Below are 13,134 nucleotides of genomic sequence, written 5' to 3'. Positions count from 1 at the left end.
CCCGCTGCCGCCCCGCCCAGACCGCCCACCACCGGCCCAAAACCACCACACCGACCGCTCACCCCAGACCGAACGAACCTGCTCCCCCGCCGACCGACCACACCGAACAGAACCCGACCAGCCGACCGACCGCCCCCAACCCCGCCGCCCACGTACCACCCACCTACCGCCTCAAGGACCGGCCCCCAACTCGCCCGCCACCAAACCTGGAACCAGCCCCCACACTGACCCACCGCAGAACGCCAAACACCACGACAGCGACGACGCGGCCGAACCCCGCGTACACACCAAGGACGGTGTCGCCCCGCGCCGCAACCGACGACGCCCCAACCGGCACCGGGCGAGAACGGGCGGCTCGCACCGGGAGCGCTCCGGCAGATGGCCATCGACCACCTCTACGCCCACCCCGGCGAGGCATTCACAGCCATCCGCATCAGCCGCGTCATCGAGAAATCCTCCGGCACCATCGCCAACGCCAACGCCCTCGTCAAACTCGCCGCCATCGGAGTCGCCCGTGAGGCCCGCAGGCCCCGGGGCCGTTACAGGTAGATCGGGATGCTTTGCTGCACAGATATACAGTCGCCCCCGCGCGCGGGTGGCTCGGTGCATGCACGACCTGCGGCTACGGGTGGGTGAGGGCGTCGTATCCAAGGGCGTACACAGAAGCGACGGGGGAAACGGCCCCCGAAACGACGGGGTAAACGCCAAAGGGCATCTCAGACGGGGGACGGGTGGCTCGCAGCGGCGTTGAGCTGCGCTTTCACCGCATGCGGCGCGATGAAGGACTGGGAGCCGTCCTAGGCGCCGGAGCCGAGCGTACGCCCCTCTCCCGACCAACTGGTCCAGCGGTCATCTGGCTACCGCACGGCGGACGCCGGCACCGTCAACACCACACGCACCACACCACTGATCACTGCGAGGACACCGCCCCATTGTGCAAGCCCCGGGTAGCAGCCGTCCTCGCCCACGCCGGTACAGCGGTCGCGGCCCATGCTCCGCTCAGAGTCCAACCCCGTTGTCAGTCGCTGCTGTCAGGATCAGCATCACTCGCCCCAGACCGTCGTCAGGAGACACTATGAGCACCCCCGGTCTTGGCCCGCTGATCATCGAACGCCGCAGTGGCAGCAAGCCGATACGAGCCCGCGGTGAAACAGTGGGCAGGCTCGACGAGTTCTGGAGCTGGGCCTGCTCCGACCTTGCCAACAACACCTTGCGCGGTGTCCTGGCCGAGTACCTCGTAGCCACGGCCCTCGGCGCCGCCACCGGAACCCGCACCGAATGGGACACCGTCGACATCCGTACGCCCGAGGACCTGCGCGTCGAGGTGAAGTCGGCGGCATACCTGCAGTCGTGGGCACAGTCCCAGCTGTCGGAGATCTCGTTCTCCATCGCACCGGCCTCCGGCTGGGATGCCCAGACCGGCAAGACCTCGGCCGACGTACTGCGCCGCTCGGACGTGTACGTCTTCTGCCTACTGCACCACCAGAACAAGCAGACCCTCGATCCCCTGGACCTCGACCAGTGGACCTTCTACGTCCTGGCCACCGTGTCCTGGACGAGCAGTGCCCGAACCAGAAGACGATCAGGCTGTCCAGTCTGCAGCGCCTCAGCCCACTGGAGACCGACTTCACCGGCCTGCAGAAGGCAGTCACCGCATGCGCCGAAGAGACGCCCTAACCCGCGAGGCGATGAGCCAGCCCGCGTGGTGCGCCTTGTCGACGGCACTCCTCAGGTAGGCGTCCACAAGGCCCGGGCTACCTGGCACCACGGCGACCGCCATTCCGGTACGGACGACCGTCTGCTTGACGACGCTGCTGCGTCCACCAGCACTGAGGCGGCGGAGTCGGCTCCATCATTCGTCGCCCAGCACGGCAGGGTGGACTCAAGCAGCGACGTCCTGGGCGGGCGGTTGCAATACCTCAGCCACACCACCCCTCCCGCCTCCGCCCCGGCCGCAGCGGCCCAGGTCCACGTCCACCCGATCCTCATGGCATCCGCCGCCCAGAAGGAGGTCAGCCAGCCCGGCAACGATGATCAGGCCCGCCCCGACCCTCCAGTCACGCGGTCCAGCAAGACCTCGGGATCCTGGACCAGTTCGCTCATGGGCTGCCGGGGATCGATGGCGGCCGATCCTTCGTCGTGGGTCTCGAAGGCGAAGAACGGCCCGAGGGCCGCGACCTGTTCCAGGATCGCGGCCCTCGGTTCTGTGTCTGTCATGCGAGTGGCTACGGCGACCACGGTGGCAGGGCCGGTCGGACGCACCCTGTGAAAGACGGCAAGCCCGGTCTGGTTTCTCAGACTGGGCTTGAGCAAGTCCTTTGGGGAAGCAGGGCGTTGTCAGGCTGTGCGCGCGAGGGGGTCGAGGGCGGGACGGTTCCGCCACAGGACGAGCGCACAGCCGACGGCGAAGAGGAAGGCGGCTTCGGCAGCACCCAGGTAGGAGGTGGGCTCCTGGATGGGCCATGCCCACGGTTGGGCGGAGCCTCCTGGGCGGCGGCCGGCGGCGGCACAGGCCAGGGGGAGTGCGGCTACGCAGATCGCGGCGATGCCGGGGCCCAGTATGGTGCGGACGATGAGGGCACTGCCGAGAAAGCCGACGCAGTTGCGGGCGAGCGACAGGGCTTCCGGTCGATCCCACAGGAGGTGGACGAGGGCCGCCAGCAGCAGGGCCAGCAGGGCGAATGCCCCGCACAGTGCCGCGTTGCGCCGCCCTGCGTGGCGCAGCGCGACCTCCTCGGTGACGGTGTCCCCTCGGTCGATGCCGTGGAGGAGCAGGGCGACGGGCACGACCCCCAGGATCTGGGTGACCAGGAGTTGTCCGGTAGCGCCGACGACCGCCGGGACAGGGATGGCTTCCTGGCGCACCAGGATGGCGAGGAGGTATGCCGCAAGCGTGGCCGCTGCAACTACGGGGGCGCCTTTGGCCTTGAGCCACCAGATCATCGCGTGGTCTCCTGGCTGCGGGGCGAGGGTGCCGGGGCTGGGTGGGTCGTGCAGTTGTGCAATGACTTGCTGTTTCGCTCGAACCACGCGAGCTGCTGGTTCCGGGGCAATTGCCGGACGTGGGTGGCGACTGTGCTCTCAGGCTCCCCGTAACGGCTGGCTACGTCCTGGGGATCGGCGCCTGCGGTCAGGGCGAGCCACGCGGCGGTCGGTGCGTAGGCGTCGGCACCGGGGAAGGGTCCGGACGTGGCACAGGCGGGCGGCTCGGAGGGCAGCAGAGCCGTACCGACTCCGGCACGCACCTGGGATGGAGTGGGCTTGGGCCAGGCACCGATGAACAATGACCCTTGCGTGGACTGCTTCTCCATGGTGAGTTCGGCGGGAACGGTGAGGCCGGCCTGCTGGAGGCGGTTGCGCGCGTCGGCGGCGTGCTCACGGATCATGTCGGCTTGCCCGGAGAGCTCCGGCCACAGGCACACCCGGGGGTTGTCCCCGGCACACTGCAGCTGATCGGCCGGACGGGCGTTCACGGGGTCGGCGGGCAGTCCGTAGGCAAGCCATCCGCTGCCGGCCAGACCGCCCACCAGCGCAATGCCGACCAGGACGGTGCGTGCTCGCCGGGACAGGACGGTCAAGACCACCACCGCGGCTGCGATGACGCCGACGGCCAGAACGAGTGCGCTCGCTGCCGCGCGCCAGTCGGGCGTCTGTGCGAGGGAGCAGCACGCGGACATGCCGCCGGTGACCATGTGGCGCAGCCACAGCGGCTCCATCGCCGCCGGGTACGCGGTCAGCACGAAACTCAGGAGCAGGGCCAAGGGCGCGGCTACGACCACCGGCAGACGTTTGCCGAGCAGGAAACCCGCGAATGAGTGGGCCGCGAGGACGACAAGCCAGACCAGGACCATGCCCAGGGGCGGGGTGCCGATGTCAGGCTGGCCCGTGGAGATGGTCAGCGCCGCTGCAACCGCCATACCGAATGCGCCGAGTACGAAGACCGGTACGAGGAGCGGCAGGGCGATACCGAGTCCGGAGCGGGTGGGGGCCCAGTGCGCCACGTTGCCGCGCGTGACGCGAGAGCCTTCCCATGCGCCGGCGGTGGCGCACGCCGGGGCCACGAAGTGCAGCGCGAAGTTGGCCTGCCCCAGCGCACTGGGCCAATAGCCGTGAGTAACCCCCGCGGTGAGGTCGTCCGACAACAGCAGTGCGACGAAGGCGGCCAGAAGGGGCGCCAGCCACGTGGCAGAAGAGGAACGCACAACGGTACGCCACAGCACGACTCACACCTCCTTGGCGATCAACTGGGTGTAGGCGGCTTCGGCGCGCCGGCCCTCGGGCGTACCTGTGGCGGCGAGGGCTAGGAAGCCGTCCGTGTCGCCTTCGAAGCGCACCTGCCCCTTGTCGAGGATGACGACGTGGTCGTACATCGTGTCGAGGTCCTCGGTCTGATGGGTCGAGATCACGACCTGGATGTCGGCCAGCAACTGCGTCACCAGGTCGCGGAAGATCTGCCGCTGCGAGGGGTCAAGACCTGCCGTCGGTTCGTCGAGCAGCACAACCTCACTGCTGTGGACGAGGGTTCCGGCTATTCCCATCCGCCGCAGCTGCCCACCCGAGAGCTGATGGCTCTTCCGGTCCGCAAGGCTGCCCAGCTTCACGCGTTCCAGGGCATCCCGTGACGCGTCCCATGCTTCAGAACGGGACATTCCTTTCAGCCAGCCGATGTAGGCGACGTTTTCCCGTACCGTGAGCCCGGGCATCGGCTTGACGTTCTGCGGAAGCCAACCCACTGCTCTGCGGTAGGACGCACGCGATGCCGACTTCGCCGGATCGATACCTCGCCATGCGACCGATCCCTCGGAAGGGGCGATCCACGAGGCGGCGATACCCATAAGCGTCGACTTCCCCGCACCGTTCGGCCCGAGAAGGACAGTGGCCCGGTTCTCGATGGACAGATCGAGCCGGTTGAGGACGGGAACCTTCCGACCGTACTGGAAGGAACACCGAGTGAATTGCAGAGACATGCCATCCTTGCTTTCGCGAGCCGAACAAAGGACGGCCGGGAGCATTTTCACGCTCCCGGCCGACACTTCATCACCGTCGAGTTACCACGTCATCGTGACGGGCTTGGCGTCGAGGTGAAAGGTTCCCGGCCCCGATGTTCCGTTGATTTCATCGAGACTGAAGTAGTAGTCACCCTCCGCAAGGACCCCCCACGACTTCGTCGCGCTGCAAATATCGCCCTTTGAGCCCTTGTTCTCATCAGGGCCGAAGACATCCTTCCACACCGAGACCGCTGCGCTGGTCCGAGTGCCCGGCGAACTGGCCGTCGTGCAGTTCTGGAATCGGACCGTCGTGCTCGTGTTGTCGTTGTCACCGTCATGCCACCGGCTGGACTCCGCACCCGTGGCCCAGTACGAGATGTACGTCGTCTTGCTGCCCTCTGCATGGGCCGGAACGGTTCCGAAGGCGACCGTGGCAAGTGCGCCGGCCACAAGAGCGCCAGACACGCGCGAAACTCGCATCTTTCCCCCTGATTGCTCTTCCCCCACCACACACCGGGAGGTGCGGCCGCTACCGGCTGGGGCGTGGCTCGGATCATGCGGTTTCAGCCGGTGAACCGGCAACCCAGATTCGAATTTTTGAGCCAACATGGAGTGTTGCGCTTCCGTGATCCGAGTTGCGTAGCCCCCGAGATTTCGGCGCCAGCAGGTGGCGCCTCTCCTGAAGCGTCATCACGCCAGCAAGCCAGGATGGCTTGAAGTCGTCGAATAGCCAGGGAGATGTCGGCGGCGCGGTGTAGCAATCCGGCGCACAAAACGGAACGCATCCGTCCCAAAACAGTGGGCGCGAGGCATACCAGGGGCGGAATTTAGCCATCCCCCGCAGGGGCTTCACGGAGACGAAGCCGCCGAGCCGAGGTGCGTAAACGCCGCTGACGCAAGGGTTATTCGGATCGGGCAGCCCGTCGCTTGATCAAGGTGCAACTACTGAGGAAGAACAGAAACCAGCCGCGAACAGGAAATGGTCTTGCTGGACAAGAAGAGTCATTGCTAATTTCCGCATCGAGATCACGTAGGTGGTCACTACCGGAGAGCAGGAAGTTCCATTCTCTTCGGCTACTTCAACCAGCTCAGGACCGTGTAATGCGGGGGAAGCGAGTCAATAATGCAGACAGGCCGCCGAGCAGCAGGAATTGTCGCGGCATCCATAGCCCTGGGATTCATAGGTTCCATCCCGGCTCACGCCGAAGGCAGCAGAACCACATACATCTCAGGCTGGCACATCAACAGTGAATCGAGCCGCTGGACGGACAACGCCACTGATGGTGTCAGCACGTCCGTACAGTTCAGCGGATGTTCGACGGACAGCGATAACGGCTTCGGTGAAGCTGGCATCACTCTTTACAAGGACGTGTTCGGTCCGGACGAGGATCACGGGACCCGGACGAATTACTGCAACACGTCCTCGTGGGGCTCCCAGTCCTCGGGCGACTACTACTTCACGCTGAGTTCGCTGACCTACGGCGGCACTCTGAACGTCAAGAGTGTTGGAATTCGGTACTGAGGCCCAAGCCATGCCACGGGAAGGCCCGCAGCACGACTGCTGCGGGCCTTCCCGCCTGCGCTTTCCGTGCGTGAGCGATGCCTGAGCGGACGGCGGAACATGAAGGCGCCAAAAGCCGGACCCAGCGTCAGGCCGGGTGGTGCCGGCCTGCAAGGACAGCACCCCCCGGCAGGCGCGACCACCCTCGTTCAGGCATTCGGCCCCACTTGTGATGCGATGGTTCCGGATACGAAGCACAGCAGAGGTGCGCGCAGACTCGTATCGCCCTGGTCGGAGGGAGGCTGAGCTGGGTTCCTGCGGCCCACCCCCTCATGAAAGCGCGGGAAAGGTCGCGGCCAACGGATCGGTTGGGCTCCCCAACCCCGCCCGCCCGCCCGCCTACAGCATCGCCGCCTCCGGCCGCACCATCGCCTACCGCCTCAACTGAACCAACCACACCGCCCCGTCTGATCCGCCCGGTGCGGTCGGGACGGTCGGCGCACCCGAACTGACCGACCAGCCCCTGCGCGGTCCTCACCCCGATTATCGGCAACTGCGCCCGCCGACCGGCAAACATTCGCCTCGTCCGCTCCGCCCCGCTGCAACCCCATCGCAGAGCACAACCGGCCCCATCCCGGAACCTGAGCTCAGCCCCATTGCCCCGCACGGGCGCCCCTGCCCCGCAACGCCCGACGTTGCCGACGACGCGCCCCGCAGCCCGCACCCCGGCCCGAAACCGCCACCACCCCGGGATCCGGGCGGCAGACACCGACCTACGGTCCGCTGTCGTCCCCGGCCAGACCGCCCGGGCCGCCCACCACCGGCCCAACCCATAAGCATCTGACGGTTCCGAAACGATCTGCGCTTCAGCTTCAACCACACCCACCGCACCCAACCGGCCCAAAACCACCACACCGACCGACCGTCCACGACCGAACGAACCCCGCCCCCCGCGGACCGACCACACCGAACAGAACCCGACCGGCAGACCAACCGCCCCACCCGCCGCCCGTGCACCGCCCCGAGGAGCGGCCCGCAGCGCCGCTCGCGTAGCCGTCCCGCTGACCGCCAACCTGACTGTGGCCAGGGGCGATTCCGGAAAAGGCGTCACCTGACTTCCCGACCGCCCCAATCGACCGGCTCCCCGTTGCTCCAGCCCGGAACGTGATTCGTCATCCCATGACGCAACGTCACCTCCGTTACGCCTGGGCTTCGCCGCGCTTCCAAGTTTTCAGCACTGTTCAGTTAGCCACCCACAAGCAGGAACGGAATGTCTTGGAAGTTAGGGCACGGAGGCCAGGTGCCGGCATGTGCGTGAGGCCCGCAGGCGCCCCGGGGCCGGTTACAGGTAGATCGGGATGCTTTGCTGCACAGAGATACAGGCGGGCCCGCCTGCGGTGGCTCGCAGCATGTATGACCTGTGGCTATGGGTGGGGCGGGGGTGTCGTATCCAAGGGTGTACACGGAAACGACGGGGGAAACGGCCCCCGAACCGACGGGGGAAACGCCAAGGGCCTTTCGGGCCGGGCCCGGGTGGCTCGCAGCGGCGCTGAGCTGCTCGTTTACCGCGTGCGGTGCGATGAGGGCCTCGGAGCGCCTGCCATGGGGGCAAAGACATTCGCAGTCGGGGTGTGGGCACAGGCCGCCATGGCGTCTTCCAGTTCAGTGGGTGGCGCGGATCATCGCAGCCAGCACGGGGGACTCAGGGGACGGCTGGCTGTGGCCGATGTCCCGGTATCCCCATTTCTCGTACAGGCGGTGTACTTTCCCGTCGCCGGCCGTCGGGTTGACCATGAGCGTGACGTGGGGCTCGGTTCGTTCGGTGAGAAGCGCGTCGTGGATGCGTCGGGCGGTACCGGTGCCCCGCCATGGCACGCGGACGCCGATTTCCTTGAGCGCCACGGCCCCTGGGGCCGTGTACTCGTCGGCGGGCGCTGGGGTGATGCGCTTCCACCACCGGTCGCTGCTGGTGATGGTGTTGGCGTAGGCGTATCCGATGGGCTCGCCCTGCTCGTAGGCGAGTACCGCCGCGAAGCCGGGTTCGGCGCCATGCCGGTCGAGCCGTTCGGTGAAGGCGCTGACAGCGTAGTTCGGCAGGTGCAGCAGGTCGGCGCGGACGTCGGCATAGACCTGGATCAGATGTTCTCGGGCGGGGGCGAGGGTGCCGAAGTGGCGTAGTTCACTGGTGGTTGAGGTGGTCATGCGGTGGCCTTCCAGGTGTCGTGAGCGTACTCGTCCCAGATGCGGGCGGCTGCGCTGCCCGGCGCGACGGTGTGCATGGTGATGCCGAACTTGCGCAGCATGCGGGCGACACGGGGGTGCCGGGTAGCCGCATCGGCGGGAACTGCCATGGCGGTCCGCACGGCCGTGCTTGCCTCGCGCTGTTCGAGTTGTGCGCGGGCAACACGTGCTGTGGCGATGGCCTTTGAGCGGTGCATGTGGGGGCGAAGGGCCGTCAGGCAGCGGTGCCCGTGGGCTTCCGCGGTCTCCCACTCGCCGAGCGCAAGGTAGGCGGAGAGGGCAAGAGAGTCCAATTCCGCTTGGTCGTAGAAGGCGGTCAGCCACACGGGCCGGTACGCGTCGGTGTCAGCGCGGTCGATGGCGGCTTGGGCCTGGGCGATGGCGCGGTGGGTGGCGGCGCGGTCTCCTGCGGCTCCGTGGATGGCGGCCTGTCGTGCCAGGCCGAGGGAGGCGAACAGGGGGTCTCGGCGGTTGATGTTCAGCCCGCGGGCGACGTCATTGGCAGCGAGCGCTGCGGCAGGGCAATCCATGTGCCGGTACAGCGTGCCGGCGTGTGACCAGATTCGGAACTTGATCGCGGGATCGGCTGCCATCTCGGCGAGGGCCTGAGCTTCACGCATATGCGCGATCGCTTCATCGAACCGGCGCCCGTCGATCGCGGCCCACATAGCAGAGGACCGGAATGATGCCGCGCAGCCGTAGAGCTGCCCGCGTACCCGTTGGCTCGCGCTGCCGGAGTTCTGCAGGGCCAGGGCCTCATCCGCCAGGGCGGCCGCCTTGTGCTCGATGGTGAGCCGGCCGCCGTGGCGGTGGTCGCTGGCGATGATCTCAGCGAACCGGCGTTGCAGCCGTTCGACGTCGCTGGTACCGATGCGGGACATCGCAGCGGCAGGCGGAGCTGCTGCCGCCGCGATGGCAGCCGAGACTCCGGCAAGGACGGTGCGACGGTGCATGTCGAGATCCTCCTGCGGTGGCGCCGTGGCGCTGGGCGGGGTGCGCCTGCGAGGCACGAAGCCTAAGGCGATGGCGGGAAGTCCGGTGACTTTCTTCAAAGCGGCCCGGGTCACGGATTTTGGCCATCGGACACGTCCGGCCTTCCAGTCCCGGACCGATGAGCCGTCCAGGCCGCCGACCTTTCCGGTGAGGTCACCGATGGCTGTATTCACCGCGTCAGCCAGCGCGTTGGCGCTATATCCGTGCTCGTCCATCCACGCCGCAAGCACGAGATTTCGCGGAGTGTCCATCCATGCACCGTAGCTTCGGCGTGCCATTCAGCAAGGTAAACGGGTCGCCAAATCGCCCTACGGGAGCGCGCTGGATAGGCGCGTGAACGCCCTAACCGGCTTACTCCGTTGTGCCGTTAGGTGATGTGCATGGCCCCGTCCAAGCATTCGCCCCCTGGGTGGAATGGACGGGGATCTCCTGACCCGCGATCAGAGGCCGCGTCATGACTACACAACTCCAAGAGCGCCACAGCACGAGCACGACTAGGAGCACGGCGCTGGCCGCCATGCAACCCGGACCGATAGGCGTCCGGGCCCACACGTTCGCCCAGGTCCACGGTGATCTTGGCCGCTGGGCTGCCGAGGGGCTGGCCATCTGCACCGAGCTGGGAGGTAGCCGATGACGATGATGACGGTGCTCGGGCCGCCCCGGTACCAGGAGCGCTGTCCGGCCCGCGAAGAGGCGGTGCCCCGCGCCCGCCACGAGGTGGCGCAAGCCTTGTCCTCCTGGGGCTTGGATTCGATCGTCCAGGCCGCCGAAAGCGTCGTGTCAGAGCTGATGAACAACGCCGTGGCCCATACCGACACGGCCGCCGTGGGGGTGTCCGTGACACGGATCACCGCGACCCGCGTGCGCCTGGTGGTGACCGACAGCTCCCCCGTCCGGCCCCACGCACAGGCGCCCGATGATGACGACGAACACGGCCGCGGCCTGCTGATTGTCGACGCGTTCGCTGCCTGCTGGGGCGCCGACCGGGTGCTCGGCGGAAAACGGATGTGGGCTGAGCTGGAGGTGCCCTGTGGATGATCGGCTGCCTGGTGTGGGTGATCTGGTGCTCTACGCCGAGTCCGGCGACTCCAAGTGGATTGTCCACGACATCGCCGGCAAAGGCCGACCGACGGCCGCATGGACGCTGCGTCCTCTCTATGGCGGCGGTGCGGATGGGGAACGCAACCGCACCGTACCTCTGTCCGCAGTCTCATCGATCGCGGTTATCCGCCGCCGCGGCGAGTGGACGCAGCCGTGAGTGGAGCACATGGAGGCGACGGCGCCACCGCTCCCCGCTCAAGCCCCAACCACCCCACAGCGCCCCGTCCACGACGGAATCCGTATTCGGAAGGACCGCGATCCAGCCGGCAAACCGTCAGCCACATCCAGCCCCGATCCAGCAACGGTACGGATGAACAGGGATGATGACAACTGACGATACGTCAGGCCATCCAGCACGGATCCAGCACCCGGCACGACAACGGGGCCGACCCCATCTAGGGCCGGCCCCACCTGACCTGCATGTTTGCCAGATCGCTACATCGATGCTATGTCACGCGTCAAACGTTGAACCGGAACGTCGAGTGCAGAGCTGTCACCTGCGGAAACGCACTCTACGAAGATCGCATCCAGCACAGATCCAGCACGGTAGTGAGGGATCCAGCACGCCCCAGAGTCGGGGGCGCCACCTGCGGCCTCACGCAGTGGTCTGTTTGATGGTGAAGAACACGAACTCACTAGGGCGCGTCGGAGCGATGCCGATATCGGTCCGCACGACGCCGGCCCGAGCAGCAGCCGGATTATTCTTCTGATCACATTGGACGGAGAACGCCTCCTGAGCAGCGCTGCCCTTGAGCGCTCCCTGCTCCCACTGTTCGCGAAGGAACCCGCTCACCTGTCCTTCGTGAGCCTTCAGCGTCTCCGGCGTGATCTCCAAGTGCTCCCAAGGGACTGCCTGCTGGATCCCCTGCTGCAACTCCTCGACCAGAACTTCGTGCTCCCCCGGGATGCCTACCACGTCTCACTCCTTCACTTCGGCACGACCTTGATCCCATCGATGTCTGCCCGTCAGAGAGTGCGCATCAACGAAGGTCACCCGAATGCGTCAGGACTGTGCGCAGGAGTGACAATCCGGCTCAGGCCGCAGGGCCATACTCGGACGACTCCTCCAGGGCCTCGCTCGGGACCTCGACGGGCACCGGCCCTATGGCCTTCTGCATGATGGCACGGCAGCGGTCCCACGCCTCGGGGACGAGGTGGCCGTAAATGTCGACGGTGGTCTTGATCGACTTGTGGCCGAGCCAGCGGGAGACCTCGTGGATCGGGATGCCGGCCGCCAGCGCGGTCGAGGTGAAGAAGTGGCGAAGCGAGTGCGGGTGGTACTTCGGCTTCCCCTCGGCGTCCACGAGCCCGGCCAGCCTGCACGCCTTCTTGAAGTGGTAGGTGTAGGTGTTGGCGGTGGGCATGACGCCCTTCCCGCGCTCGCGGGGCGCGAAGTACACCTCGACCTGTCGCGCCTTCCCCGCCGCGTTCTGGAAGGTGAGCGGGATCGGTTCCCACTGCTCTACGTGGGCGTCGATCTCGTCGCAGACGAACGGCGCGGCTGGCACGTCGCGATACTCGCCTTCTTCGCGGTGCTTGAGCGGCACGAGGCGGGTCTTGCAGTCCTCCCGATGGGCCTTCGAGCTGATCTGCCAGCGCACACGAATCACGTCGTCGCGGAGGCACCCGGTGTGGAAGGCGAGGGCCTCGCTGACCCGCAGCCCGGCCCCGGCCTGGAGCCAGACGGTCAGCTTGTACTGCGGAGACATGTGCTCGTGAAGGAGACGGACCTCAGGGAGGGTGGGAATCTCGTCCTCGTCGACCGCATGGCTGCCGGGGGCGTTCTTCACCTCCTTGGTCGGGTCCTCCTGGATGACCTTCTCTTCCTTGGCCGACCAGAAGACGTGCTTGACCATCTTCATACGGTCGTACACCGTGCTGGCGGCGAGCTCCTTGCTGATGGCCGCCTTGAAGTGCTCGATGTCCCGCTTCGCGACCCCGGCCATCGTCTTGCGGCCAAGCCGGGGTATCAGGTGCTTGTCGATGAATCCGCGGTAGTTCGAGTACGTCGAGTCCCCGATCACGCGGCGACTTAGCCAGTCCTCCACGTAGGCCCGGACGGTGATCTTCCCCGCGTTAGGGTCGATGTACGTCCCTACGCTCTTGTCGTTCTCGATCTTGTTGGCGAAGTTGTCCGCCGCCGTCTTCTTGGTGAAGGACTCTTCACGCTGCCGAGCCGTGCGCCCGCCCGGCTCCCTGTACCTGACGGTCCAGTCGTGGCCGCAGCGCACGCCTTCGCAGGGGTAGAGCGGGCTTCTCTTGTCGGTCTTGCACCTCTGAAAAACGGTAGCCATGGGCCCCTCTCTCTTG

General features: G+C 66.7%; 13 protein-coding genes. 5 read left to right on the top strand and 8 right to left on the bottom strand.

What is annotated here, in order from left to right; all coding sequences use genetic code 11:
- Positions 1–378 precede the first annotated feature (378 nt).
- Positions 379–549, top strand: a complete 171-nt coding sequence (locus IEZ17_RS00515) for a hypothetical protein (RefSeq protein WP_189295139.1) — start codon at positions 379–381, stop codon at positions 547–549.
- A gap of 526 nt (positions 550–1,075) precedes the next feature.
- Positions 1,076–2,269 carry a hypothetical protein gene (locus tag IEZ17_RS41850; protein WP_229851631.1) on the top strand — a complete coding sequence of 398 codons (1,194 nt, stop codon included), beginning with the start codon at positions 1,076–1,078 and terminating at the stop codon, positions 2,267–2,269.
- Between the two features lie 68 nt (positions 2,270–2,337).
- Here the strand turns inward: IEZ17_RS41850 and IEZ17_RS00500 are convergent, their stop codons facing one another.
- From IEZ17_RS00500 to IEZ17_RS00485, 4 genes are all read right to left on the bottom strand, one after another.
- Positions 2,338–2,943 (bottom strand): hypothetical protein, encoded by a 606-nt coding sequence (locus IEZ17_RS00500; protein ID WP_189295135.1) that lies wholly within the window; start codon positions 2,941–2,943, stop codon positions 2,338–2,340.
- Positions 2,940–4,220 (bottom strand): DUF7224 domain-containing protein, encoded by a 1,281-nt coding sequence (locus IEZ17_RS00495; RefSeq protein WP_189295133.1) that lies wholly within the window; start codon positions 4,218–4,220, stop codon positions 2,940–2,942. The genes IEZ17_RS00500 and IEZ17_RS00495 overlap by 4 nt, the downstream gene beginning before the upstream one ends.
- 3 nt (positions 4,221–4,223) lie before the next feature.
- Positions 4,224–4,967 (bottom strand): ATP-binding cassette domain-containing protein, encoded by a 744-nt coding sequence (locus IEZ17_RS00490; RefSeq protein WP_189295131.1) that lies wholly within the window; start codon positions 4,965–4,967, stop codon positions 4,224–4,226.
- Between the two features lie 81 nt (positions 4,968–5,048).
- Complete coding sequence (locus IEZ17_RS00485) at positions 5,049–5,468, bottom strand: hypothetical protein (RefSeq protein ID WP_189295123.1); 420 nt, start codon at positions 5,466–5,468, stop codon at positions 5,049–5,051.
- Positions 5,469–6,111: 643 nt separating this feature from the next.
- On the opposite strand from IEZ17_RS00485, the gene IEZ17_RS00480 reads away from it, so the two are divergent.
- Positions 6,112–6,510, top strand: a complete 399-nt coding sequence (locus tag IEZ17_RS00480; protein WP_189295121.1) for a hypothetical protein — start codon at positions 6,112–6,114, stop codon at positions 6,508–6,510.
- A gap of 1,641 nt (positions 6,511–8,151) precedes the next feature.
- On the opposite strand, the gene IEZ17_RS00475 is transcribed toward IEZ17_RS00480, so the two are convergent.
- Both IEZ17_RS00475 and IEZ17_RS00470 read right to left on the bottom strand, forming a co-directional pair.
- Entirely contained in the window at positions 8,152–8,691 is a 540-nt protein-coding gene (locus IEZ17_RS00475) for a GNAT family N-acetyltransferase (protein WP_189295119.1), read from the bottom strand.
- Positions 8,688–9,974 (bottom strand): NsdA family TPR-like regulatory protein, encoded by a 1,287-nt coding sequence (locus tag IEZ17_RS00470; RefSeq protein ID WP_189295117.1) that lies wholly within the window; start codon positions 9,972–9,974, stop codon positions 8,688–8,690. The genes IEZ17_RS00475 and IEZ17_RS00470 overlap by 4 nt, the downstream gene beginning before the upstream one ends.
- Before the next feature lie 379 nt (positions 9,975–10,353).
- Between IEZ17_RS00470 and IEZ17_RS00465 the strand changes: the two genes are divergently transcribed.
- Together IEZ17_RS00465 and IEZ17_RS00460 are read left to right on the top strand one after the other, a co-directional pair.
- Complete coding sequence (locus IEZ17_RS00465) at positions 10,354–10,761, top strand: ATP-binding protein (RefSeq protein WP_229851630.1); 408 nt, start codon at positions 10,354–10,356, stop codon at positions 10,759–10,761.
- Positions 10,754–10,981 (top strand): hypothetical protein, encoded by a 228-nt coding sequence (locus tag IEZ17_RS00460; RefSeq protein WP_229851627.1) that lies wholly within the window; start codon positions 10,754–10,756, stop codon positions 10,979–10,981. Before IEZ17_RS00465 ends, IEZ17_RS00460 begins: the two co-directional genes overlap by 8 nt.
- A 438-nt stretch (positions 10,982–11,419) precedes the next feature.
- Here the strand turns inward: IEZ17_RS00460 and IEZ17_RS00455 are convergent, their stop codons facing one another.
- Positions 11,420–11,740 carry a hypothetical protein gene (locus IEZ17_RS00455; RefSeq protein ID WP_189295115.1) on the bottom strand — a complete coding sequence of 107 codons (321 nt, stop codon included), beginning with the start codon at positions 11,738–11,740 and terminating at the stop codon, positions 11,420–11,422.
- 118 nt (positions 11,741–11,858) lie between these two features.
- A complete protein-coding gene (locus tag IEZ17_RS00450) occupies positions 11,859–13,118 on the bottom strand; it encodes a tyrosine-type recombinase/integrase (RefSeq protein ID WP_189295113.1) in 1,260 nt (419 codons plus the stop codon).
- Positions 13,119–13,134: the final 16 nt, after the last annotated feature.

Origin of the sequence: Streptomyces albospinus (assembly GCF_014648695.1) — a bacterium.
GTDB classification, from domain to species: Bacteria; Actinomycetota; Actinomycetes; order Streptomycetales; family Streptomycetaceae; genus Streptomyces; species Streptomyces albospinus.
Note: the sequence above shows the minus strand (reverse complement) of the source record. Positions and strands in the feature narration are given on the sequence as shown.

Coding starts and splice junctions, on each gene's coding strand:
- IEZ17_RS00515 (WP_189295139.1), top strand. CDS start 379: ATGGCCATCGACCACCTCTACGCCCACCCCGGCGAGGCATTCACAGCC.
- IEZ17_RS41850 (WP_229851631.1), top strand. CDS start 1,076: ATGAGCACCCCCGGTCTTGGCCCGCTGATCATCGAACGCCGCAGTGGC.
- IEZ17_RS00500 (WP_189295135.1), bottom strand. CDS start 2,943: ATGATCTGGTGGCTCAAGGCCAAAGGCGCCCCCGTAGTTGCAGCGGCC.
- IEZ17_RS00490 (WP_189295131.1), bottom strand. CDS start 4,967: ATGTCTCTGCAATTCACTCGGTGTTCCTTCCAGTACGGTCGGAAGGTT.
- IEZ17_RS00485 (WP_189295123.1), bottom strand. CDS start 5,468: ATGCGAGTTTCGCGCGTGTCTGGCGCTCTTGTGGCCGGCGCACTTGCC.
- IEZ17_RS00480 (WP_189295121.1), top strand. CDS start 6,112: ATGCAGACAGGCCGCCGAGCAGCAGGAATTGTCGCGGCATCCATAGCC.
- IEZ17_RS00475 (WP_189295119.1), bottom strand. CDS start 8,691: ATGACCACCTCAACCACCAGTGAACTACGCCACTTCGGCACCCTCGCC.
- IEZ17_RS00470 (WP_189295117.1), bottom strand. CDS start 9,974: ATGGACACTCCGCGAAATCTCGTGCTTGCGGCGTGGATGGACGAGCAC.
- IEZ17_RS00465 (WP_229851630.1), top strand. CDS start 10,354: ATGACGATGATGACGGTGCTCGGGCCGCCCCGGTACCAGGAGCGCTGT.
- IEZ17_RS00450 (WP_189295113.1), bottom strand. CDS start 13,118: ATGGCTACCGTTTTTCAGAGGTGCAAGACCGACAAGAGAAGCCCGCTC.